This window comes from Vibrio sagamiensis NBRC 104589 (assembly GCF_007990935.1).
Taxonomy (GTDB): Bacteria; Pseudomonadota; Gammaproteobacteria; order Enterobacterales; family Vibrionaceae; genus Vibrio; species Vibrio sagamiensis.
Genome location: NZ_BJXJ01000020.1, coordinates 46,810 through 70,149, shown reverse-complemented (window position 1 = coordinate 70,149; position 23,340 = coordinate 46,810). Strand labels below are relative to the sequence as shown.

21 protein-coding genes and 1 pseudogene are annotated in these 23,340 nt (G+C 36.5%); 12 read left to right on the top strand and 10 right to left on the bottom strand.

Translation table 11 applies throughout. From position 1 onward, the window contains the following. Positions 1–88: 88 nt before the first annotated feature. The 4 genes from VSA01S_RS11355 (at position 89) to VSA01S_RS20320 (ending at position 3,087) form a co-directional block, all read left to right on the top strand. On the top strand, positions 89–1,201 hold the full coding sequence (locus VSA01S_RS11355) for a TolB-like translocation protein (RefSeq protein ID WP_039982288.1): 1,113 nt from the start codon (positions 89–91) through the stop codon (positions 1,199–1,201). Positions 1,202–1,333: 132 nt separating this feature from the next. Beyond that, complete coding sequence (locus VSA01S_RS11350) at positions 1,334–1,771, top strand: hypothetical protein (protein WP_039982287.1); 438 nt, start codon at positions 1,334–1,336, stop codon at positions 1,769–1,771. Between the two features lie 183 nt (positions 1,772–1,954). After that, on the top strand, positions 1,955–2,164 hold the full coding sequence (locus VSA01S_RS11345) for a hypothetical protein (protein WP_039982286.1): 210 nt from the start codon (positions 1,955–1,957) through the stop codon (positions 2,162–2,164). Positions 2,165–2,658: 494 nt separating this feature from the next. Next, complete coding sequence (locus tag VSA01S_RS20320; RefSeq protein ID WP_039982285.1) at positions 2,659–3,087, top strand: hypothetical protein; 429 nt, start codon at positions 2,659–2,661, stop codon at positions 3,085–3,087. 80 nt (positions 3,088–3,167) lie between these two features. Here the strand turns inward: VSA01S_RS20320 and VSA01S_RS11335 are convergent. Beyond that, a pseudogene (locus VSA01S_RS11335) lies at positions 3,168–3,356 on the bottom strand (type I restriction enzyme endonuclease domain-containing protein); the annotation flags it as partial. A gap of 366 nt (positions 3,357–3,722) precedes the next feature. Here VSA01S_RS11335 and VSA01S_RS11330 point away from each other — a divergent pair. Together VSA01S_RS11330 and VSA01S_RS11325 are read left to right on the top strand one after the other, a co-directional pair. Continuing rightward, entirely contained in the window at positions 3,723–4,679 is a 957-nt protein-coding gene (locus VSA01S_RS11330; protein WP_039982283.1) for a glycosyltransferase family 9 protein, read from the top strand. A gap of 325 nt (positions 4,680–5,004) precedes the next feature. Next, on the top strand, positions 5,005–6,924 hold the full coding sequence (locus VSA01S_RS11325; protein WP_039982281.1) for a hypothetical protein: 1,920 nt from the start codon (positions 5,005–5,007) through the stop codon (positions 6,922–6,924). A gap of 310 nt (positions 6,925–7,234) precedes the next feature. Here VSA01S_RS11325 and VSA01S_RS11320 read toward each other — a convergent pair whose 3' ends face one another. Beyond that, a complete protein-coding gene (locus tag VSA01S_RS11320) occupies positions 7,235–7,597 on the bottom strand; it encodes a hypothetical protein (protein ID WP_039982280.1) in 363 nt (120 codons plus the stop codon). A 477-nt stretch (positions 7,598–8,074) separates the two neighbouring features. On the opposite strand from VSA01S_RS11320, the gene VSA01S_RS11315 reads away from it, so the two are divergent. Beyond that, entirely contained in the window at positions 8,075–8,413 is a 339-nt protein-coding gene (locus VSA01S_RS11315; protein ID WP_039982279.1) for a DUF952 domain-containing protein, read from the top strand. Positions 8,414–8,521: 108 nt separating this feature from the next. On the opposite strand, the gene VSA01S_RS11310 is transcribed toward VSA01S_RS11315, so the two are convergent. The 3 genes from VSA01S_RS11310 to VSA01S_RS11300 all read right to left on the bottom strand — a co-directional run bounded on the left by VSA01S_RS11310 (position 8,522) and on the right by VSA01S_RS11300 (position 12,291). Then, positions 8,522–8,710, bottom strand: coding sequence for a hypothetical protein (locus VSA01S_RS11310; protein ID WP_039982277.1), 189 nt, complete (start codon positions 8,708–8,710; stop codon positions 8,522–8,524). Positions 8,711–8,995: 285 nt separating this feature from the next. Beyond that, positions 8,996–10,003 carry a TerC/Alx family metal homeostasis membrane protein gene (locus tag VSA01S_RS11305; RefSeq protein WP_039982276.1) on the bottom strand — a complete coding sequence of 336 codons (1,008 nt, stop codon included), beginning with the start codon at positions 10,001–10,003 and terminating at the stop codon, positions 8,996–8,998. Between the two features lie 539 nt (positions 10,004–10,542). Beyond that, a complete protein-coding gene (locus tag VSA01S_RS11300; protein ID WP_039982274.1) occupies positions 10,543–12,291 on the bottom strand; it encodes a bifunctional metallophosphatase/5'-nucleotidase in 1,749 nt (582 codons plus the stop codon). A gap of 339 nt (positions 12,292–12,630) precedes the next feature. Between VSA01S_RS11300 and VSA01S_RS11295 the strand changes: the two genes are divergently transcribed. From VSA01S_RS11295 to VSA01S_RS11285, 3 genes are all read left to right on the top strand, one after another. Beyond that, positions 12,631–14,265 (top strand): DUF2813 domain-containing protein, encoded by a 1,635-nt coding sequence (locus VSA01S_RS11295; RefSeq protein ID WP_039982273.1) that lies wholly within the window; start codon positions 12,631–12,633, stop codon positions 14,263–14,265. 312 nt (positions 14,266–14,577) lie between these two features. Then, the gene (locus VSA01S_RS11290) at positions 14,578–15,663 is read left to right on the top strand and encodes a hypothetical protein (RefSeq protein WP_039982271.1); all 1,086 of its coding nucleotides are present in this window, start codon (positions 14,578–14,580) and stop codon (positions 15,661–15,663) included. Between the two features lie 112 nt (positions 15,664–15,775). Then, a complete protein-coding gene (locus VSA01S_RS11285) occupies positions 15,776–16,816 on the top strand; it encodes a hypothetical protein (RefSeq protein WP_050567399.1) in 1,041 nt (346 codons plus the stop codon). A gap of 71 nt (positions 16,817–16,887) precedes the next feature. On the opposite strand, the gene VSA01S_RS11280 is transcribed toward VSA01S_RS11285, so the two are convergent. Together VSA01S_RS11280 and VSA01S_RS11275 are read right to left on the bottom strand one after the other, a co-directional pair. After that, positions 16,888–17,457, bottom strand: a complete 570-nt coding sequence (locus VSA01S_RS11280) for a YceI family protein (RefSeq protein WP_039982269.1) — start codon at positions 17,455–17,457, stop codon at positions 16,888–16,890. Further along, the gene (locus tag VSA01S_RS11275) at positions 17,454–17,984 is read right to left on the bottom strand and encodes a cytochrome b (RefSeq protein ID WP_039982268.1); all 531 of its coding nucleotides are present in this window, start codon (positions 17,982–17,984) and stop codon (positions 17,454–17,456) included. Before VSA01S_RS11275 ends, VSA01S_RS11280 begins: the two co-directional genes overlap by 4 nt. 412 nt (positions 17,985–18,396) lie before the next feature. On the opposite strand from VSA01S_RS11275, the gene VSA01S_RS11270 reads away from it, so the two are divergent. After that, a complete protein-coding gene (locus VSA01S_RS11270; protein WP_039982267.1) occupies positions 18,397–19,029 on the top strand; it encodes a hypothetical protein in 633 nt (210 codons plus the stop codon). A gap of 178 nt (positions 19,030–19,207) precedes the next feature. Beyond that, entirely contained in the window at positions 19,208–19,999 is a 792-nt protein-coding gene (locus VSA01S_RS11265) for an EAL domain-containing protein (protein ID WP_039982266.1), read from the top strand. Between the two features lie 57 nt (positions 20,000–20,056). Here the strand turns inward: VSA01S_RS11265 and VSA01S_RS11260 are convergent, their stop codons facing one another. From VSA01S_RS11260 to VSA01S_RS11250, 3 genes are all read right to left on the bottom strand, one after another. Then, positions 20,057–21,313 carry a DEAD/DEAH box helicase gene (locus VSA01S_RS11260; RefSeq protein ID WP_039982265.1) on the bottom strand — a complete coding sequence of 419 codons (1,257 nt, stop codon included), beginning with the start codon at positions 21,311–21,313 and terminating at the stop codon, positions 20,057–20,059. A gap of 217 nt (positions 21,314–21,530) precedes the next feature. Continuing rightward, a complete protein-coding gene (locus tag VSA01S_RS11255; RefSeq protein ID WP_039982263.1) occupies positions 21,531–22,211 on the bottom strand; it encodes an HAD-IA family hydrolase in 681 nt (226 codons plus the stop codon). A gap of 452 nt (positions 22,212–22,663) precedes the next feature. Next, entirely contained in the window at positions 22,664–23,173 is a 510-nt protein-coding gene (locus VSA01S_RS11250) for a hypothetical protein (RefSeq protein ID WP_039982262.1), read from the bottom strand. Between the last annotated feature and the right edge of the window lie 167 nt (positions 23,174–23,340).

Below are 23,340 nucleotides of genomic sequence, written 5' to 3'. Positions count from 1 at the left end.
TTGTAGAACATGATTTTTTTCGACAAAATTCTTTTAAATCCATTAAGCTAACAACAAAAATAAAAATAACAGACTTATTAGGCTAACAATGAAAAAAGCAATGTTAATTACCCTTCTCAGCTTTGCGTTTTATGGTTGCGACAGTTCGTTGCAATTAAATGAAGCGAATGATGAGAAAGAGCTGACGTTACAAGAGCAATACCCCGAACGTACTTACGTAGGTGAACATAATTACTATGTTATGAAGTACAGCGATACCGATAATTTTAAACAAACGGCTGAAGGCTTGACCTACGTCTCTAGACTCTTTCCTCAGTATCATATTCAAAACGCTGATGAGTGGCCGAGAGAAGACATTGAGGATCCAAGCTCTTATGACTTACCACGCTTTCAATTTGCCTGGTCGACTGACGATAATCGATACAATTTAAGAATTTGGAGCATGAAAACGGACGGTACCGATCTGCGATTGGTCGTGCCTGAATCGGATGTTGATGGCATTGAGCTGATTAGACGCTCACCTAACTTGCGGTATGTATCATGGGTTGATAGGTCAAGCTCAAAATATGTTTATGACCTAAAAACACACAAAAAAACGAGTTTAAGAGGGTATGGTCGACCAGGGATGGTTTGGTCTTCCGACAGCCGCTATTTGTATTTTCAAACAAGAGCAGGGAAACACTTTCATTCAAATAATGCTCGATGGGATTCTGAAACAGGAGAAACAACAGAATTGAATTTTAGTGTTGCTTTTGGTGCTGTTCTCAATGGCGACAACCTAACTTCGGTGGGTGCTACTGCTTTATTTAAAAGAAATATTAAAACGATGGAAGTCGATAAGGTTAGCATGAAACCAGGTCAAGACATCATGGAATATGAATGGTTAACATTTCGCTCGGTTAGCCCAGAGGGCCGTTTTGCTTGGGGAGCTAATGAAGATTTTGATTACTATTTCGATGTAGAAAAAGAAACCGTCGAAGAAATAAAAGATGTGAATTTTATGCCCCCTTTTGTTTTTGGTAAGGATGCTCGATTTAGTGCGGGGGCTCGCCTATCTCCTCTGTATGTTGCCGACCGAGAGAAACAGCTAAATTGGCGCTGGAGGCCACTTGGTAACGGCTCTACAGGGTTAAACTCAAATCTAAGCTTATACAACGCGTCAGCAAATAACGGTCTGTGGTTTAAGGAAGAAGAAAAGTAAGGTGCTCATCTGAATATCTCACTTCATACGTAAGGTGTAAATATATGGGCTTGTTGCAAAGATCTCACAACCTGCCCTAGTAGATTACCTCATATTGGCTCTGCCTCTCAATTAAGGAATAGGAAATAAAGAATGAATATCAGAGACAAATTAGTAGAGTTGGGCGTAAAACCTAGTGAACAATATTATCCTACACAGAACGAACTTCCCAAAAATGTAGAGGAACTTGTTAAAATATATAAACACTCTGTCTTATTTTATGATGATATTATATTTGTTCCCCAGTATTTGACCGGATTGGAAGATAAGAAAAAACTTCTTTCAGTAGAAGTTCTATGGGGTCTAGAAGATGGTAATTTTAATATTTTTGACGAAAATGAATCGCTAGAAGATTTGGAAGCTGATGAACATCTTTATTCTATAGGTGGTAGTTTTGGTGGAATCCACATTTGTCTATCTAAAAACGATGATGCTGTTTATTTCTTTGTTAATGACTCAGAGGAAAATACTTACAAAATTTTTGATAACTTGCAATTGTTTATTGAAGCATTAAAAATTGGAGTCTTATAAAGGGAGTTGTTGAAAAAATTGAAGATGTGTTTGAGGGGCTTATCTGAGACCTCTTTTCATGCGTAAATTCCGAAGATATTGAAGAGCTCATTGAGGAAGGTGAATCTCTTCTGGACCTTCAGTTTCGGGTATCCAAAAAGCAAACTGACCCATTTGACGGTGTAAAAAATGGAGTAATAGATAATGAAAAAAAGAACTAAAGAATATCTCACCTCCATGGGTTGGAGTAGTGAACGTATGGTTGAATTGCCTGAAGAATATTCAGCCTATTCAATCAATGACAATGTCAAAAGCATTCTAAGAAATATAGTAAGTCTGTGCAGTAATTGGCTTATAGCAAAGCATCCAATTGTGAATCACAATACGTGGCATTTTCATTATCCGTTGATTTAAGTTATAAAGTTGGTATGAGTGATTTTTGTATTACGTTGCTCACACCTTAACATGCGCTATATGGCTTAAAGTAATATAGAAATGAATTGTTTAATCGATTAAGAGATTGCTATCTCTTAGTCAAAGTTTTGATAATTATTATTCCCTCTCGACTCCGGACCGAAGCTTAAATTACTTGTTTGTAATAACCATGCTGAAGCGATAACAGTTCGCTTTAAGGGGATGCCGCTATCTGCCAAAAAGACGACTCTAAACGACATTCCAACATTGTATGAAGTTGTTATCTTTTCTCAAGAATATAGCAGCTAAGCACCTCAATTTAAGTGTCACATAACAAACTATTTCGCGAGCTGTGGCCCCGCTTGTGTTATCTAATATGCCAGAAGAACCCAGTTTACGTTTATGGGATCATAAAGAATTAGACATATACACTATCGATTGATACTACAATGTGGCATATTGTGAGCCTATGTTTATGATCTTATGGGTTTTATATGAATAAATGTCTCCTTGCCTCTTTATACCTTCTCGCTTCTACAAATCTATTCGCAGATGAAACGAAACCTATTGATTGTTCATATCTTTCAGGACAATGGACTGCTACCAACTCTTCTAGTTTAATAATGTATGTTACAAATCCCCAACCTGGCTCTTGTGGTACAGACTGCACAACATTAACTATGAGCTACTCATTAACGCCTAATGTGGAACATACCTCGAAAATCTACTGCCATGAGGGACAAGCTGGAGTCAGCAATAAAGGCCCAATGGTTATCTCGTTTGAAGGGGCGCAAGGTGGGCACTCTATTGGAACTTTTAATAGGCAGCTGAATTTATTATGGGCTGGCGTCTTACCAAAAGATAAAAACCGAAACTGGGTGCCTCAAATGGACAGTTATTGGTTCGAGAAAACGAAGAACTAGTATCAATAAATTCGATTTTGTATAAAAGCCAAATGTAAATAGATAATCAAAAGGCAGGGATATCTGCCCTGCCTTTCTCATTATTTATACCAACCGTCAGCGAGCACTTCTGCTTGCTCTAAAACCAGCTTGATGGCTTCTTCAGCGTCATCTGGCAGGTACTTCCAGCGGCGCAAAAGCCGGCGTACTAAATTACGCATGCGGGCCCGAACACTTTCTCGCTTTTGCCAATCAACGGTGGCTGATTTGCGCAGTTGTATGGTTAATTCAAATGTGTCTAATGCTTTTTTGCCCCAATCAGTTGTAATGTTGGCAATTTACTGCGGGTAATGCCCCTGCTCTCACCTTTTCAGCATACTTGTTCAAAACATTTTGATGCCTAGCTCTGACTTCTCGTTCATTCAATGCTAAACGAATCTATGAGTCTTTGGCTGCATGGTTTAAGCAGTAAGGAGCCTACTCATCAGGCTTTCCTTCCGGCATTAAATGCAGATTCGTAATATTGATAACAAAGCATTGAAAGATGATTCGCAATACGAGGGGTTTTTACTATGCTTTGGTTTAAACAAACAAAGTGGTTAGAGCTTAGCGTTAAGCATTACACTCAATAATTAAGTTCAATATTAGAGATACATATGAAAAAAATTGCAATTTTTTGTGTTGGGCGGCGTCGTTTTGGCGATATGATTCTTCAAATACCATTATTAGTTGCATTAAAAAAAGAATATAAAGATTGCCACATTACTTTATTTAGTAAACATCAAATAACCCAAACATTAGTTGATAGTGATTTTGCCAATAAGTTTGTGTGTGACAAAGGATGGAGCCCAATCAAAACAGCATGGTATTTGAAAGGATTTAATTTAGCGTTCAATCTAAGAAAAGGGAGTTTAAGAACTGATCTTTCACTATTAATGGCCGGTAGCCCCTTATCCTACAAACAAGGGGGCAGCTTGTGGGACAAACTAATTTATAAAGAAAGACTCCAGAGATATAGTGCTGCCAAGTATGTAGCAAAAAAACACATAGATTTAGTCAACTATGCGACTAATAAAAATTTTGAAACGAACATAATTTCACCTGAATCACAAGAAAAAGAAGTTAACGATAAGTTTTCCATCTATATCGTGCCTTGTGGTAGTGAGGATGCTAAAAAATGGCCTATTAAAAAATACGTCAACTTTGCAGAGGAACTATCAAGAGTAACAGAAAACGCCAATTATGTTTTCCATTTTATCCTTGGTCCAACTGAAGTTAACTATTCAGAAAGTATTCCTAATTCTATAGGTGGTAAGGTTGTTCATATACACCATTCACCATCTATCCAAGAACTTATAGAACATGCTAATAATGCTGATATTGTCATTCAAAATGATTGTGCTCCTGCTCATATCTTCCAAATGATAAAAACTCCAATGGTTATGTTATTGGGATGGAGAGGTTCGAATTCTCCTTTTGGGTTTGCAGAAAAATGGTATCAACCCAATAAAAATTCAATTCTTCTCACTCCAGAAAATGACATGTTAGAAGTCAATACGATTTCTGTAAACAAAGTGGTAGCAGCAACACGAGCGATTTTGTCTCTTAATTAATTGAAAAGTGCATTTTTTGTTCTAGATAATTCTTATTATGGTTAATAATCCAGTTAACAATCGAAAATTAGGCTTTCTACGATGTAGAAAGCGTTAACTGATAGAATCTATTTATAAAAAGACCAATTTATTTAAATTTTCAAAAGCAAATTTAAATTTAACAACATTAAAATCAATTAGTTTACACTTATTTGCATTTTTATCTTTATGTTATTCGATATTAATGAATTTAATATAATATGCAGATAATTTTCCGTATGATGGGCAATCTAAAATTAATGACGATTATTACTAATAAATGTAACGTCTAAAAAGAGTATCTATTATGCCCAAAAATTTATTTACATTAACACTAATGTTCATATTGTCATTAAAAACTGCACTTGCTCTAACCCTTTCTGATAATTTAAAACACTATATATATTCTAGTGAATTAGGTGTTTACCATTCTGGCCTTACTGATGAAGAATCAGAAGAGTTACTCCTCAAGCAGTTAGAAGTTGCAAGTGAATGTGCACTCAGTGCCGGATACTGTGAGCACGCGTTATACTCGTTTCTAATTACAGAACAGATAAAAATAAGAGAAACTGACTCTACTCTTGTCCAGCAAAAACTTCTGTATTTACAAGATGCGTATACTCAATTGGAACAAGGTGGTGAAACACTCACAGCATTTGATGTTCCCTTGAATTTTACAAACATACGTATAGAAGAAATGAAGCAAAAGCTCTTAAAAGATATCTTGATGGCTAATGCACAGGCAACTCCAATAGAGTTTAAAGGTGCTTACGCCACATTACTCAAAGAAGTAGAGGAGAATAAATTAGAACGTCTTAATATCTCTGCCTTAACGGAAACGTTAGATGTTAAAAACAAACTAACCAAGTCCTACCTCCAGTTATTGCAATCCGTTTTGAGAAGGTACTCACAAAGTAATTTCTTAGATTTGCAGATGAATGAGCTTATGAGTTCTACAGTCAGTGAAACGTTAAACAAATCAGGTAGGCCAGTTAGGTGTGAAAGTTGTACTATTAAGTTTATTATTGAATATTATAACGATTATTCGCCAGTTAAAAGCTATGGTGAGGCAAGTGTTGCTGACTTTGTGTCCAAAAGAACGCTTGCGAGAGTGGGGTTCGATAATTATCGCATCGCTTTCCCTCACTATTACGTACATGAAATCGTTCCTTTTCTACTGAGTTTAAAAACATACATACATGAAAATGCACCCAAATTCGTTGATAACGGTCAGAGTTTAAATAACCTGACTAATAATGAGCGTCTTATGATTTTTCAAGAGATCAAAGATGCAATTAAAAGAGATGGTGTAAAAATGAGCTTATCGAGCGTTCTTAATATGACCTTCAGATGGCTTACCGCTACTGGTCAAATGGAGTCGTTACTTTCGTCGGGAGTTAAACTGGCTTCACTTCGCTCAGGTCAGTTCGATCCCGGTTCTCATAATAAAATTTTTGCAGTAAATATCTTTACAAATGTTGTTTTAAAGAAGGTACCTAGAATACTTGAGGGTGAGGTATTAAGATATGGCTGTAGCAGGAGTGAATGGCAACTGCCCGCTGTTTTATATATGTTACTTGAAGATAAGTGTGTATTTACGCCCACATTTAAAAAAGGCGTATTTTCTATCACTGCCTCAATGACTCTGCATGAGCAAGATGAATCAGTATACACACTCTCTATTTATCATAAGCCAACTAACACAACATTATTTAATAGAGCAATATCAAAGAAACAGGAAATAAGACTCTACAAAGCGGCACTTGGATCTTTTAGTATTGATGATTTAATCCTTTACATTCACAACAACAACTCTGAAGTAAGAGAGGATATAGCATCAATACAACTGACCGATCTAATGTTTGATACTGGTTTTGGTGGGGTAATAAAGAATAACGTTTTCTATTTTGTTAAAAAGCTTGAAACACCTAAGTTCAATCAATTCAGGGCTGAAGATTACGGTTGTCCATTTGTCAGTAGGACCACAGAACAACAGGTAGAATGTCTCAGAGACACATTGAACACGTATAGGCTGCCAAATTACTTCTATAAAAATATGGAGTCAATTGGCCCTGTTTTTTCTGGATTACACACTTCACTGGAAAATATCATCGAAAATGAAGATCTTTTAAGAAAAGAAGCGGAGAGACTTGCTATAGAAAAGCTAATGGAGAACGCGCTTAGTGGACGAGGATGGGGCTCAGGAAACGGTCCTTACGGATTTTAGTAGAGATATTAAACGGGCAGTATGCCCGTTTTTACTAAGTTAGGATAAAAAGGCAAGGAGCATCATTTACTATGAGAACTGTATTTAATTATATTTGGTTGTACTGTCGTTCTAGCAAGTAATAATATAAATTCTAGAATTTGAAATAGCTGCAAGAGCAGACAAGAGGTAGGAAAATCAGAAATTATTAATTAATATTATTTGACTCAACATTTTTCAACTTTAAATAAAATCAAGTGCATTCAGAACCCATTTAACTAGTATCAATTTTATATTTAGATATTAATGTAGATTCTGGTATTGATTGATTTTAGCACCCTCCTCCAGACCAAAAGCTGATGAATAAATTTCTTATACAGTCAGTTGGGTAGCTTCCCCAAGTCGCTGATTGGTCATCTGAAAAGCTATCATTTAACCAAGGTGTAGAATGAAAACTCGGTGTTTTTCTCTTATCCAGAGAGGCTAAAAGCAAACTCGATTGTTCGCCCTCCCAGTGAGAGGAATCTTTGAACTTAGCTTCAACATATAATCGCAGAATTGTACTAAACGGACTTTCTGCCATTACTCTTCCGGTTTTATACACTCCAATAGCAATTTTACCGTTTTCTACTTTACCCTGAACCGAAAATGCTAGTGCTGTCGTTAATACTACTGCGATTAGTTTAATTTTCATTTTAACCTATTTATAAGTTTAAGATAATAATAGTTGAATAAATTACAATTAAATACTGTTTTTAATTATAATTAGAATACATTTCTAATGTGGTAATCTCAAAATTATAGAAATTGATTGTACACTTATTATAAAGTTTCAGTGTATGTAAACTATATATATAAAGGCTGCTCTTTTCAATCATCATATTTGTGACTTAGACATCACTTATAACTTGCATGAGTTCTGACTTTATTAATTATCAACGTTACTGAACATTCACAACTTAAAATTTTCTATAGCTTTAAAAACAGTGGTAATGACACAACTTAAAAAGTTATCATTTTGCGATATGTGACATCATCATTCATCCCATAAGCACTAAATAACCCTGCTACACTTCGTCACTAACCTATTGATTTATTTTCTATTAAGCTATGTTCGTAATTTCAAGCAACAGATAACCGCTACATAGAAAATCACTAAGAGAAAAAATAAATGTTATATCATATACTTACAAAAGATGATTACAAGAAATATGAAAGCATAGAATATTACGAACCTACCTCTTTTAAGAGTGTAGGTTTTATACACCTAGCTTATAAGGAGCAAGTTCAACAAATCATTGATTGCTTTTTTGTTGGAGCTACTGAGTTATATCTTCTCAAAATCGATATAAACGTCGTTACTCGAGCGCTTAGAGACGAACCACCTGTAGGAATTAAAGATGATGGGAAACTCTACCCACATTTATACAGTTCGCTTTGTAAGCAAGCAGTAGTTAAAACGATAAAGTTAGTTGCGGATTCAACAGGTGCGTTAAAGGTAAAATTATAAATATATCAGCTGTTGGTTATAAATTTCTAGTAATGGGAAATCAGTTACAAAAATAAAAATGCCAGCGACTAAGCTGGCATCTAAGCTAAGCCTTATTCGTGTCTACTACTACCGATAGAGACCGATGTCTTTTTGCATATGTGCCGAAAAGTCTTCTGCATAATATTGGCGAGGTGCCTTTTCAGCAAAAAGAATATCGGCCAAGTGAGCAATCAATCCTTTGAAACTAACTGAATAGGTTTTCTTATCCATAGAGGTTGGTAAAGCGATATTTGTTATTTGCATTGCTTGTTCCATGATTGCCTCTCTTTAAAGCCTTAATTTGTTTTGATGGCTTAATATTAGACACTTTTCTTATGCTCAAAAAATGACAAAAACTACCCATTCGCATTAGTTTTTTTTATGAAACAAATTTATTACATAGTGGGTTTATAAAAAGTCAAAATAATAGAGTTTTTATTCAACCAGATAGTAATCTGGTTGAATAAAGTACATTTTTCTGATTACTACCCCATCAGTAGTAACATAAATTTAACCTGACATTTTTTAAGCCTATTACTTTGTTGCGCTTACTTCAGGATTTTAATTATGAACATTGATTTCAATATCATTATTACGCTTTGCTTTATAAATTGAAGCAATGACAGCAATAGACATAACTCCAATCAAAAAGGTTAAAGACCAAGAAGTAGGAATTGCATATTCAGAACCGACTAAAAGCATCTTAATTCCAATAAAAACCATAATAATAGAGAGCGCTGGCTTTAAATAAACAAATTTATCTAACATTGCTTGCAAAACAAAGTACAGTGAGCGTAAGCCAAGCAACGCAAACACATTTGCTGCTAAAACCAGAAACGGTTCTTGGGTAACAGCAAAAATGGCGGGGATGGAATCCAAAGCAAACATTACATCCATTACCGCAATCACACCGACTACAACTAGCATTGGCGTTGCAACCCAAGTACCTGCTTGCTTCAAAATAAGATGTTGAGCATGAAATGTTTCTGTCACTGGAAGAAACTTGCGTATAAAACGCTCAGGATAAGGATTCACCTCTTCATCACCTTTGTCACGCGCCAATTGGATACCAGTCCAAATAAGAAAAGCCGCAAATACATACAGAACCCAGTGATATTGAGCCAATAGTTGAGCACCGACAGCTATCATGACCGCACGTAACACAAGCGCACCAATTACTCCCCAAAGTAATGCTCGCGGACGTAGCGCCTCTGGCACCTTGTATTGGGTAAAAATGATTGCAAAAACAAATAAGTTATCGACACTTAATGATTTTTCTAATAAATATCCCGTCAAAAATGAGACGGTTGCTTTCTCATTGCTGTAGCTGCTTGATGGCGCGTAATATCCCCAGAAAAAATAAATTGAAGCTGCAAAAACAAAAGCTAAGAGAAACCAGAATACACTCCAAGTTATAGCTTTCTTCATCGTTATCACACCGCCGCGAGTTTGAAAGATATCTATCGCAACTAAGAGCAATGTAAGCAAGCCAAAAGCACCATACATAAATAAAGGATCATTGATGACAGTTGGTGAACTCACAGAAAGGGTATTTTCTAACAGAGACATAAAACCTCCCAGGCGGAAGGTGGACATGAAGAAGACCTTCCGCAAACAATAAAAACCAGCGCCTGAACACAATTCTGGCGCGACTTAAAGTATGCGTTGGTCTCGTTGGAGTGCCTCAACCACTCATACTAGTGGGCACCTTTACTTACCGGATAAGCGAATGCTTAACGAGATGACGATAAGTAAACTTACGCTAACTACTCCCCAAACGGCGCTATCATACGCCTGATAACGAGTATCTCCAACAAAAATTATTTATCGATAAGAAGGGTAAAATAGAGAGAAGAAGCATCAATTTAGAAACCATGCAAGGGTAATAAATAGGCAAGTATGAGCCAAATAGCAATAAGTATAATAACAACGACAATATCAAATCGATCTCTATCCCACATTTTTCATTCCTTTCCGATTAATCCAGAATGTGGATTAGGCAAGAAAAATGCCAATAGAGCCAAACACGATTCAATCGGAACTGCGTAAACTTTGAGATAAGTGGATTTCTTTATGTGCAAAAGTGCTAATAGAATTCTGTATACAGGTCAATTTTTATTGCTGAAACTCGATAATGAATTGGTTGAAGTAAGCGCATCCAAGCAACCTGGATGATCGGTAAGTAATTCTATAAAACAATCTGCCATTGAAAGTGAACTAATATACCCTTCCCCTTTCATATCGAGCATCGCATCATAGCCTTCTTTACCTTTCATTGAATAGGCAGAAGAAGTACCACTGTACCACTCTTCATCATTCACTGGATGCCATTGATCATTATCGAAAATACTCAAACTTTCAATTCGGTGACCATTTTTAGCATCTTTATTGTATTTAAAATCCAGATTATATGCATATGGAAAGCTACCACTTCCCGTTCCTTCTACGCCGTTGTTAAGTGCATTATTGATCGCTCCTTCAAGGATCTGGCGAATTGTTTTTCCCTGAATCTCATAACAGCCAATTGGGACAGCAAAAGGGAGTAGACGCCCAGCAATGTCCGCAATCGTAATGTCACCAGAATTCAGAGATGTGCGGACACCTCCTGCATTATGAATTGCAAATTGAACTTTACGACCTCGTTTATTCAAACTGTACACAAATGCTCTAGCGACGGCAGGCGCTAATTCACTACCTCCGAGTTCATCAGGGATTCTAACATGGCGCAAATTTTTACTGGTATGAGCAATGACCTGAGATTGCAGTTTACGTACTTTAGGTATGTACTTTTCGTTAAGAATCGTTTGTATTGCTGGGTGCTTTTTACATATTGTCACATTGGGCTGACGATGGATAAAGTCACAAGTGGCTTCAAACTTACTCTGGTCCAGAGTATTTGTCATCATTGAGTTCCAAAACAAACGACGTCCAAGTAATAATTCATTTTGACCACTTAACATGGTCACTAAACCCTGCTCGTCAAACTCAATGGTACAATGACCAAGTGCAAGTGAATGATAACCAGCTTGAACCACATATGTGTCATTAACTTTAACACCGTAGGGGTCATCTTTACCTAGGCCAATAGCACTAAAATCTCCTTGAAGCCTGTGACTGTGCCCGCCGACAATAATACCAATCCCACCTACTTTCTTAGCGAGTTCTAGATCACTTTCGTAACCTAAATGACTGAGTAGTATGATTTTATTAATACCTGCACGATGAATTTCCTTAACCGTGTTATGGGCAGTTTGTAGTGCTGAAATAAAAGGAGTATCGATGTCAGGATTGGCAATATCACTCATTTTATCAATAGATAATCCAAAAATGGCCACAGGTTCATCATCAAAAGTTTTGACTATATACTGAGCACTTTGATTATCTGGAATATAGCTATATACATTACTATTATCACTGATTCGGTGCTCTTTATGTGGCAGTTCATGAGTCAAATCCCAGTTACCTGCTAAAAATGGAAATTGGATGCGTTGGCAGAAACGAGCAACGGGTTCATTGCCCATATCCAATTCATGGTTACCTAGCGTCATTGCATCAATATGTAATGAATTGAGAAGATCAGCATTGGCGACGCCTTTGAAAAGAGAAAAATACAACGTCCCCTGAAAACAGTCGCCAGCATGTAAAAATAACATCCCTTGTTTTTGACGTTGAGCATCCTCACGTAATTGCTCTACCCTAGTTGCAATCCGGGCAAAGCCTCCAGCACTAACGTATGGTTCAACAACTTGTTGCCCGTCAAGTTTAAGCGCTAACTGCAACGAGGTAGGCTCAAAATAGGAGTGTGTATCATTAATGTGTGCCAGTTTAATTTTTACTGACTTATGGTTTGTCTTCATACGCGTTTTCTCTTTTTTAATTGTTCTTATTATTAGAGTTGAATCATGACAGAATCATGAATGTTATGAAACAAGGAATTTTATGTTTCAGTAAAGCGTGATACAGATATGCATAATAGTTAGAACATATAACTCCAATTATTATCTAATATGCAACCATAAAGACTTTATCAAGTTCAATCGGATCAAAAAGTTCGTTCAAGGTTATCCATACTCACAATTTCCGAAAATTCAGACTATCTATGGCAAAATTTTATATATACCTAAGTTACTTAGGTATATGCTTTAATTATGTATCGGCAAGATTTTCAGTAGTGAAAATAATCATGGAAGGTGTTAATGCGGCTTGAGCGAATTGAAATCTCTGGATTTAGAGGGATTAAACGTCTCTCACTCTCGTTTGATGAACTTACCACATTAATTGGAGAAAATACCTGGGGCAAATCTTCGTTGCTGGACGCATTATCGCTTGCGTTACCCGCTAATGGTGAGCTTTACCAGTTTGAAATGACCGATTTTCACGTTGATTATTCGATTTCTTCTCCTCAATCTCAACACCTTCAAATTATCCTTTGTTTTAAAAGCTTAGATAAACACGAAGTCAATGCTGGACGTTATCGTCGAATTCGACCGATTTGGTGTGTTAGTCAAGATAATGAACATACTATTTATTATCGCTTAAGCGCGACTCGCATCGGTAATACAATCACAACTAAATATGCTTTTTTAGATAATCAAGGTGAAAACCTCTTATTACGTGATGCCGAAAGGTTAGCTGTTGAACTCATGATGTTGCACCCTGTCATTCGCCTGCAAGATTCTCGGCGCTTCCCTCAACCAATCCATGTCAGCAATGAAAGTAAAAATGCTCGAATTGAAAAGCGAATTAATAATACATGTCGCCGTTTAATTGCAATGCCCGGTCATGTAAATAAAGGCGAAGTACGGAGCAGTCTTGCCTCAATGCAAACCTTAATTGAGCATTATTTCGCTTTTAGGAGCCTTAAAAAAGGTAATCCACGAAAGCCAAGGGATGGCCTTTTTTATTCTAGCCCTTCTGCAGATAAAGGATTAGCACAGTTCTTAAAAGAAACAGATAGCAAACAAACACGATTACTACTGATGGGCTTATTGAATGCCTATCTTCAAGCAAAAGGACCAAATGAGTTAAGGCGTTGTGCACGCCCAATATTAATCCTTGAAGATCCAGAAGGACGACTCCACCCAACACACCTGTCACGAGCTTGGGGTGTATTACAACGTCTCCCAATGCAAAAGATTTTAACCACTAATAGTACTCTCATGTTAGGTTCTGTTCCATTGCCTTCGATTCGTCGGCTCGTACGTCAATCAGAAAAAACAATCGCGAAATCAATGAACTCTAAATATTTTTCAGAGGACCAATTACGAAGGATTGGTTTTCATATTCGTTTTCATAGAGCCGGAGCCTTATTTGCCCGTTGCTGGCTGTTAGTCGAAGGTGAAACCGAGGTTTGGCTATTTAACGAACTTGCGAAGCAATGTGGTTACGATTTAGCAGCAGAAGGTGTGCAAATTGTTGAATTTGCTCAATCTGGTTTGAAATCACTGATAAAAGTAGCTGAAGAGTTTGCAATTGATTGGCATGTCGTAACTGATGGCGACCCAGCAGGTAAAAAATATGCACACACCGTTCGTGTTCATTTGAATTATGAAAACGAACGCCATCGTTTGACAGAATTACCCGATCAAGACATAGAACATTTCTTATACAATAACGGCTTTGAGTTATTCTTTAAAGATTTGATAAAAATTCCCCATAATCACACTATCCCTGCAAAAAAAGTAGTCAATCGTGTACTAAAAAAACAAGCAAAACCAGATCTAGCACTCGCAATTGTTTCATTTTGTGAAGAAAAAGGAATGGAATGCATACCCTTATTGTTACGCTGGACACTCAAGCGAGTTGTAAGTATGGCAAATGGAAACACTTAATTGTCTTTTAAAACACACAATAACGATAATTTAGTACATTAAAATTGCTATTGTCATAAATGCTGATTTAATGGTTTATCGTAACAAGATAACCATCAAATGGGATAATTTAGCGTCAGTTAGCTTAAAAACTAATGGCTAAAACACATCTAAAAATAAACACACTATAAAAGACACCTTGTATAGTTATATTTCAATTTAATTTATTTTTATTAATAAAAATAAACAAAAAACAGGCATTACACTTTATTGACAAACCATAAAACTTAGAATAAAAATTATAAACAACTTTATTTTTATTTGGATAATAACATGTATATTAGGTCACTAATTATAGTATTAATATTTGCACTTTCAGTTTTGCTATTATCAAACAGCACTTACAATGACAATTCAAACAATATAAAAGTTGTAAATAAAGCACACCAAGAAAACCTTGGTATCAATCCGATACAAAAAGAAAGAAATAAACAAGAGTTTTTAAACACTAGTTTGAAGAATATCATCGTAAAAAAGTATGAGGAATCAATAGGCTATCCTAAATATTCAATAAAATTAAAAGAAAGTGATGCTTATTACTTAGAAAGTAATCGCGGGTATGGCGTTTCATTACCTATCATCAAGGACGGCTTAAATATTAATATGCATTTAGATAAATACCGTTATTTCTACCCGGATGTAATGAATATCACTATAACATCTCCTCTAGCATTCACCATGCTGAAGGTTTCAATACAAGATATTGATAGTAAAGAAATTGTCCATACTAGCGAAACGACAGAGCAAAATTTAAGCATCCCATTAGAGCAAGATTGGGGAGATGAACTTCGAGTCATTGCTGAAATCGAGTTGGATAAAAATATTGCTAACAGTGCAGAGCTTGAGCTCGCTAGTTTCAATAGTGGAGAGAGTAGCCCAGCCAATCTTGATGATTCATTTAATAAAATAACCTTAGTAGCAAATGCTTTACATTCATCCAGTGTAGGGAAAGTTTCTCACTTAGGTACTTACTACCCTTTAGGTGGTGATATTGTAATTCCGGTATATGTTACAGTCAAAAAACAGGGCTTTTATGAAATAATAGCTTATTTAAAAACCAACAATAAAAGTATGACTGGATTTTTAAGAAGTAGAGAAAAACTATTACCTGGTGATAATGAAATTCGTTTAAAAGTTCATCACAGCATTTTAGAAGATACTCCACAAGAATACCAATTATTTAGTGTTAGACTAAATAAGTTATCCACTTCACCTTATGAAAAAAAAGAATATGGTAATATTTCAGATGAAGTATATGAAATAGGATTTATTTCAAAAGAAAGCTTAGAACTAAATAATTATTATAGGGACAACCAGGAGGAATTATCACTCTCTTTAATTAAATCCATCTATAATTAAAAAATTATAATTTAAATCATAAAACACAATTAAAAACCTAGCATAAGTAGGCTTTAATATAAAAGTCACATGCTAAAGAAGTTATACACACAACATTGTAATAAGGGCTTATATGAGAATCTTAATTTATACTTTATGTAATTTAATATTTATACCGTGCTCCTTTGCTTTACCACTTAAAGATATTAAAATTATCGCAATTCATGGATTACAACACAAACATGTTACTGTTAAGCCATCACCCGAACAACTTGCTTTAGATACAGCTCAATACTGGCAGTCCTACTGGGCTGAACAAGCCGATGATTTTATCAATTGGTCTTCTTCTGAAAGGCTTCAATCTGGCGTTATAACTCAATATGTTTGGCCAGAGTTACAAAGGTTATCTCAACAAGGGACATGTGAAGTAGGTTGTATCTTCGTCACCCATTCTACAGGAGATCTTGTAGCAAGGTTAATTCTAGAGCATCAAGAACTCTGGCTCTCAACTGTTGGTTTGAAACCCTTAAACATTCTCGCAACTTTTGATTTTTCTGGGGCTGGTGGCGGAACAGAGCTGGCAGACATTGTCATTAGTTCAGCGTATGGTGATGGAAATCCTTTCTATGATTATATTATAGAAACGTGGCTTGGTAATAAACCTTCACCAGATAATATCGGCATTATTAATGATATTAGCCCTAGTACAGCAAGAAACTACATTCGTTACCCATATAATCGTATACCAAGATTAAGAATTATTGGTGGAGGAAGTGATTATGCAAACTTAACCAGTGGTTTGCTACCCGGTAATGATGATGGCGTAGTTGCTTTACATTCAGCTTGTGGTTCTGTAAGTATATCAAATTATGACAGTTGTTCTCCAGATGTAGATATAGATGGAGAGTATAGTGTTGACCATTCTTATGTTGGTGAATTTTTACCCAACCATTACCCTCTCATAATGGCTGATGGCTATAGCCACGAAGATCTGGTTGAAGCCAATATTCCAGCCACCGATGAATACACGGCGATGAGTGTAAGCATACCAGATGATGAGAAAACATTAATGATCTCAACGGAAGATGTATCTTGGATGGGCAATACTTACCGTTATGTTATTGATTATGAGAGTCAAACGCCCTCTCAATTGATTGGTAATATTTTTAGATAAAGAGAAAGAACAGTGAATATTACCCAAGTAAATTTAAATTGCTTGGGTATGATGATACAACTCACATTCAGTTACTTCTTGATTCCTTCGATATAAAGCTCCATATCGACATAACTTGAAGCCCCCATCACTGGAATTTCAAAATCGGCAAGTTCGATACGTGTTTGACCCGAAAAACCCGCTCGTTCGCCTCCCCATGGGTCACTTCCCGCGCCAATAAATTCCGCCTCAATGGTAATGGGCTTTGTCACACCATGTAAGGTTAGATCACCAATAACATCAAGCTTTCCATCACCTCTATCGATGATCTTTGTACTGTTGAATGTTGATTTTTGATATTTATTTGCATTAATAAAGTCTGCACTTCGAATATGTTTATCACGTTCCGCATGATTAGAATCAACACTACTGGTATCAACAACTACATTAACTTTTGAGTTGGCCAGGTTTTTCTCGTCAAAGGTAAAGTCACCACTAAAAGTATTGAATCGCCCTTTTGTAAAGCTGTAGCCAAGGTGACTGACAATAAAGTTAATGGAAGCATGTGCGCCTTTAGTATCAATGATGTACTCAGCAGCTGCTGCATTTAATGGCATTGCTGTAATGAACGCTAATCCAGTGGCAATGATTGATTTTTTCATTTTGAAGCTCCTAACATTTTTTTCAATGTGTCGTCTTTATCGATAAAATGGTGTTTTAAAGCAGCAAGCACGTGTAAACTTACAAGAACCATCAACGTTACTGCAGTATAGAAGTGGATATCACCTGAAATATCAGATTGTTCAGTAAAAAGCGCTCCAGCACTGGGAACTGTAAACCAATTGAAAACATCAATACCACGTCCGTCAGATGTGGATATTAGATAACCAGAAATAAAAATTACCCCCAGCATGACATACATAAGCGCATGTGCAGATTTAGCTAAGATAATTTCATAGCGTTTTCCTTCAATCTCTGGTGACTGGCTAGTGAATTTCCATAAAATTCTGGCAAGGATAAAAGCAGATAATAAAATACCGATCGAACGATGGTAATGAGGTGCCAGCTGATACCATTTACTGTAGTAACTTAAATCAACCATCCAGAGACCAACTCCAAACATAATGAAGATCACTATCGCTGAAGCCCAGTGCATTAAGCGGGCAATTAGGTTATAGCTTTTCGTCATTGTACATCCTTATATTACTCAACGATTCATCTCAAAGTAGGCACTGACAAGGTGCGCTCTTGCTGAGTTCGCTACAGCGGTTTCCTTTGTTCAATAAAACAAAATCTTAACATGTCTAAAATTTGCTTCGATATTACCCGAAACACCTATCACAATCTAGCCTTATGTAACCTTTTAAATACAATAACTTATAGTGATATATATCCATATTGATTGTTATAGATATAAGAGTAAGTAGCTGAGTAATATATATTTGTGAACAACATCACTATTTATTCTGTTCAAAGTTATTACCAACTTAAATCTAAATAATCACAGCCTTGGGCCACTTTGATATAAACTGTGTTAGCCTTATACTTAGCATAAAGGCATTAAATCAGCCCTAAGTTATTTAAATCTTTAGAGGTTATCTTTGCTACTCAATCTAGTAATTAAAAGCGTCAACTACTTTCAAGATGATTGCCGTGTACTGTGTCAAAAACATTACCCAACAGTACACAACAAAGGCATGGATGAACATCACTTAGGTCTCGCATTCGCTCGGAGAATGCAGCATACTTTCTCCCAATTTGGTCACCAAAGTTCCATACATCCGGTTGATATCTCATCACAACAAGATTTGCCTCACCACTACCGTATATCCTCTGATATCGGTACAGTTTGGGTGCTCAGTCATCATATGGTAAGTGCAGGTAAAGTATGCCGTGAGAACTTACTAGCGAGTATCGCTAAATGGCAATGCGAATATGTTTATTCATTACAGCCAAATGATTTACTATTTCTAGTAACAGACCATTGGTTTAATCGTAGTAAAACAAGTAGGGAGCTTATACATTGGTGGATGGGTGAATTACCCAAACCATTAAAAGACTATGTTGAACAAGGGATCAATTTATATGCTGGTGATTCGACATTAATCAATTCACTAGAACAACGATTCAGTATTAGCCCTTGCTATCTAAATTTTGCTCACCCGCTGCGTCGAAACCACGATCAACGGCAGGTTAGAAAATATATCCAGCTTTATACTGTGTTACAGTGGTAGGTTCATTCAAAATGGCCATCACCCTTTCTCACAGTATTCATCTATTTATTTGATATCGATCGACATTTATTTTCAACAACCATTCTCTGTCTTGCCATTCGAGTCATGCAGTAATAAATTCAAATTAAAGATAAATCGATTGGAAATGTGAAATAAAGCGGAGCTAGGTTATAAGATAATGATGAGTGTGTCGCAACTTTTGAGCTGTATTTCCAAACAAAAAGATGGACAATATATCGCTAGATACAATAATTTTACTCTAAAGAGTGTTTTTCAACCGATATACATGCAAGATCTTTCCATTGCAGGTTTAGAAGCACTAATTAGAATCAGTAGCCACAAGGAAGGCAATATAACACCTGATTACTTCTTTCAATCGAACAATTTTTCTGAGCAGTGTCAAATCAATGTGGAAAGGCTCAGTCGACTTATTCATATCCAAAACTTTGGTCAGTCTCCATTTAACTCACACAAATTATTCCTAAATGTTTTACCAAAAGCTGCGGAGCTCCTCGCTAAAGAAAACGCCAACAGCGAGCTATTATCTCAAACAATCCTTCAATCAGGCTTGACCCATAAACAAATTGTCATGGAACTACTTGAGCTTGATGCCAGTGATGAAAAGTTTCTCTACAAAGCTACAACAAAGCTTAGTAGAGATGGATTTCAAATTGCTATTGACGATTATGGTATTAATGCTTCAACACGAGAAAGGGTTAAGTCCGTCAAGCCAGATATCATTAAAATCGATCGTTCATTATTAGTTCAATATGAGAGAGGCAATTCATTCGGCCTTATGGAAGCCTTATCGCTGGCAGAACAAATGCATTCGCAAACCGTAATCGAAGGTATTGAAACTAAGCACCAACTCAATTTAATGCGGAAAATTGGGTTTGACATGTACCAAGGATATTATCTAGCGATGCCCAATTCATTAATAAACAATGAAGTATTAACCCAAGCAATATAAATACTCGGGTACACGAACGATCAGGACAACAAAAAGGGCACGCACTTACCTTTTATCCTACCTACGTGCTTTACCTCGATTTTTGTGGATCGCCAGTTTTGCCTTAAGTTTGCGCTTTTCAGCAGAACGACTTGTCCGTCTTGAAGGAGTATTATAATTTTCCTTGCTGATTTCTTCCTTCGCACTCGGTTCAAACCCCGAGAGCCATTCTTGAGGTAAACGCTTATCTAGCAATCGCTCAATTGCATGCAATAAATATTCTTCATCGTGACTTATTAAAGAGATCGCATTACCTTTTTTGCCAGCTCGCCCAGTCCGCCCAATACGGTGTACATAATCTTCGGCTTTAAAAGGCATATCGAAGTTAACTACCTGTTCTAGGCCATTAATATCAAGACCACGAGCGGCCACATCAGTTGCAATTAGAGCTCGCACTTTTCCTTGCTTAAATTCATCTAATGCTCGTTGCCTTGCACCTTGAGACTTGTCACCATTTATTGATACCGCTTTAATACCATCAAGTTTTAATTCTTTTACGAGTTCATCACTACCCTGCTTGGTCTTTGTGAAGACTAATACTTGCTGCCAATTTCTCGAGCCAATCAAGTAAGCCAACAATTCACTTTTACGTCTTTTATCCACCGGATAAACCATTTGTTCAACCGTATCTGCCGTTGAATTTGCAGGAGAAACTTCAATTTCTATTGGAGAATCCATCAGCTTGTAGGCTATTGTTTTAATGCGCTGTTCAAAAGTGGCAGAAAACAGCATGACCTGCTTTTTCACAGGTAATCGACGAAAAATACGTTGTAAATCGGGCCAGAACCCCATATCCAACATTCTATCTGCTTCATCAAGTACTAAAATACCTGTTTTAGATAGGCTAATATTATCGTTAAATAAATGATCCAATAATCGGCCTGGAGTCGCAATAAGGATATCGACTCCTTCTTGTAAGTGACGCTTTTGTATTCCTAAACTTGTTCCACCGTAAACGCAAACAATTTTTATATCCGTTTGCCCTGCATAACATTTTAAGTTATCAAAAACTTGCTGAGCTAACTCGCGAGTGGGTACCAAAATAAGTGCTTGTGGCATGCCAGATTGTTTATTTTGCTTAACTATTTGCAATATTGGCAAGCCAAATGCTGCGGTTTTTCCAGTGCCAGTTTGGGCAGCAGCGAGGATATTTTCGCCAGCGAGGACATGGGGAATAGACTTTTCTTGAACTGGTGTAGGAGAAACAATATTTAGACGATTCAGTGTATCAACTAGCTGCGCTTCTATACCAAGATCAGTGAAATTAGTGGACATGATCAATCTCATTATTTTGGGTGCAGAAAGTCTAACATAAAGTGGCGATATCGTCAGTTAAGTAAAGTGACCTAAGTACAGATAGTTATAAACGAGGCATATTAGAAAACACAAAAAAAGCCGCCTATCGACCGACTTTACTGATATGTGTTGCGAGTGAAAATAGGCAAAAAAGCACTTTCCCTTTATATTGAATTCTACCTAGCAAGCGGCATCACTATGAATGCGGTTGTTCTTTTTCTTCCCGTATAAGTTCCCTGACTTCATCCAAATGCTGTACGCGAATCACTCGATTATCGTCAACCAAATTAGCCGCTGCCCCATTATATAATTGGATCGTTGTGATACCAGCGTTTAAACCTGCCTCAATGCCTTTAGGTGTATCATCAATATACAGGCATTCATCAGGAAGAAACCCCATATTCATTGCACTATACATCAATAAGTCTGGATCTGGTTTCCAACTATTGGTGTCAAAAGCTGAAAAGACTTTACCCGCGAATACATCAAATAATCCTGTAAGCTTTAAAGAGTGTTCAACCTTGTCTCTTGGGCCATTGGATGCTACACAATAATGAATATCATATTCATCCAAAAAATGGATTAATCGCTCTACACCATCCATTGGCTTCAGATAACGAATAAAAAGCATGTGCAATTCTTCTCGGTATTGTGGTTCAAGAAGATCAATTGACACATTAACACCCGAGTATTCAATAGCTTCACTTAGAATGTCTGCTAGCTTGCCACCTTTGAAATGATCGATACATTCTTGATAACTCATTTGTGCACCATATCGGCGTAGAACATTAACCAATGCTTGGCAACATAGGCGCTCACTATCAATTAACGTACCGTCACAGTCGAATATGACACACTTGGTAGAACTCATTAACATTTTGTTACTCCTTGAAAGCCATAGCTAAGCGAGGCTTCTTTATCTCTACCAATCCCTTAACCATCTCCTCTAAGATTGCGCACGATCGCTATTTAAGGTTCAAAATGATGAATTAGCTAAACATTAGCAATTTATTATAAGGTAGCTCAAAGTACTTAAATTGGAATTGTGTGAAAATATCACTTTAGGTTACTTGGCTATAATAGGTGAGTAATGAAGTCTTATAGTGACAAACATAACAGTTTATAAAAATAATTATTAATTGACTATGAATATCAAAGCATGATCACTTAACGTGCAAAATTTTTGTTTAGTTCACAGAACTTGGAAAATAGACCTCACTTGTTCTGTGCTCCACGAAGATTTATAAGACCACTTACTGAGCAGAGCATCAAAAAAATTAAGGAAATCTGTACATTAAACTTAAGTGATTAATGCAGGATCGACAGAGATCAACTTTCTAAAAGAACCACTTTACTTAAGCTTTCAATATCAGTGATTTTCCGTATCAAATCACAAACAAATTGTGAGGTAGACAGGCTTTTTGAAGTGAATAGATCAGAGATAAGCATGGTTTTTTCATCCTGAGTAACCATTGCTGCACCGATTGGATTACCATCTTTAAATCCGACGTATAGATCAATACCCGGTGTCAAAATAATTTGAGTTAAATACTCAATGATCATTTCTTGCTCATGCTTATCTGACCAGTGTTTCGATTGCATCACAGCATACATAACTGTCAAGCGATGAAAATCGACTCGGAAAATATCTTCTTCACTCAATACAGCTTCATACTGAGTAAGGGTATCAAGTTCTAATTTCTGATAGCTAAGTTTTTCTAATCGCTGAAAGTAAAGTTTGCGCCCTTCCAAACTTTCCTTCGTTGGAAACTCCACTTCTACCAAATTATGCAACCAAAGATTTTTACTGTTTATACATTCGAGCTGATTTTTATTCATTCTATTACCTTGGGGGCTCTTATTTGCTCTAGGAGACATCGTAAAAGGCTAAAAATAGGCTAAACATTATTTTCTATACAATAGCGACTTAGACGATGAACAACGTGATACATTAGCATGAAGACTATTACAAACCTAGTTAAAGTCCTGACATTGCGCTAGATTTT

What these genes read in the sequence shown, in the direction of transcription:
- VSA01S_RS11320 (WP_039982280.1), bottom strand. Translation starts at nt 7,597, where the DNA reads ATGAAAATTAAACTAATCGCAGTAGTATTAACGACAGCACTAGCATTT.
- VSA01S_RS20320 (WP_039982285.1), top strand. Translation starts at nt 2,659, where the DNA reads ATGAATAAATGTCTCCTTGCCTCTTTATACCTTCTCGCTTCTACAAAT.
- VSA01S_RS11330 (WP_039982283.1), top strand. Translation starts at nt 3,723, where the DNA reads ATGAAAAAAATTGCAATTTTTTGTGTTGGGCGGCGTCGTTTTGGCGAT.
- VSA01S_RS11250 (WP_039982262.1), bottom strand. Translation starts at nt 23,173, where the DNA reads ATGAATAAAAATCAGCTCGAATGTATAAACAGTAAAAATCTTTGGTTG.
- VSA01S_RS11290 (WP_039982271.1), top strand. Translation starts at nt 14,578, where the DNA reads ATGTATATTAGGTCACTAATTATAGTATTAATATTTGCACTTTCAGTT.
- VSA01S_RS11325 (WP_039982281.1), top strand. Translation starts at nt 5,005, where the DNA reads ATGCCCAAAAATTTATTTACATTAACACTAATGTTCATATTGTCATTA.
- VSA01S_RS11300 (WP_039982274.1), bottom strand. Translation starts at nt 12,291, where the DNA reads ATGAAGACAAACCATAAGTCAGTAAAAATTAAACTGGCACACATTAAT.
- VSA01S_RS11305 (WP_039982276.1), bottom strand. Translation starts at nt 10,003, where the DNA reads ATGTCTCTGTTAGAAAATACCCTTTCTGTGAGTTCACCAACTGTCATC.
- VSA01S_RS11275 (WP_039982268.1), bottom strand. Translation starts at nt 17,984, where the DNA reads ATGACGAAAAGCTATAACCTAATTGCCCGCTTAATGCACTGGGCTTCA.
- VSA01S_RS11310 (WP_039982277.1), bottom strand. Translation starts at nt 8,710, where the DNA reads ATGGAACAAGCAATGCAAATAACAAATATCGCTTTACCAACCTCTATG.
- VSA01S_RS11350 (WP_039982287.1), top strand. Translation starts at nt 1,334, where the DNA reads ATGAATATCAGAGACAAATTAGTAGAGTTGGGCGTAAAACCTAGTGAA.
- VSA01S_RS11355 (WP_039982288.1), top strand. Translation starts at nt 89, where the DNA reads ATGAAAAAAGCAATGTTAATTACCCTTCTCAGCTTTGCGTTTTATGGT.
- VSA01S_RS11260 (WP_039982265.1), bottom strand. Translation starts at nt 21,313, where the DNA reads ATGTCCACTAATTTCACTGATCTTGGTATAGAAGCGCAGCTAGTTGAT.
- VSA01S_RS11315 (WP_039982279.1), top strand. Translation starts at nt 8,075, where the DNA reads ATGTTATATCATATACTTACAAAAGATGATTACAAGAAATATGAAAGC.
- VSA01S_RS11265 (WP_039982266.1), top strand. Translation starts at nt 19,208, where the DNA reads ATGATGAGTGTGTCGCAACTTTTGAGCTGTATTTCCAAACAAAAAGAT.
- VSA01S_RS11345 (WP_039982286.1), top strand. Translation starts at nt 1,955, where the DNA reads ATGAAAAAAAGAACTAAAGAATATCTCACCTCCATGGGTTGGAGTAGT.
- VSA01S_RS11280 (WP_039982269.1), bottom strand. Translation starts at nt 17,457, where the DNA reads ATGAAAAAATCAATCATTGCCACTGGATTAGCGTTCATTACAGCAATG.
- VSA01S_RS11295 (WP_039982273.1), top strand. Translation starts at nt 12,631, where the DNA reads ATGCGGCTTGAGCGAATTGAAATCTCTGGATTTAGAGGGATTAAACGT.
- VSA01S_RS11255 (WP_039982263.1), bottom strand. Translation starts at nt 22,211, where the DNA reads ATGTTAATGAGTTCTACCAAGTGTGTCATATTCGACTGTGACGGTACG.
- VSA01S_RS11285 (WP_050567399.1), top strand. Translation starts at nt 15,776, where the DNA reads ATGAGAATCTTAATTTATACTTTATGTAATTTAATATTTATACCGTGC.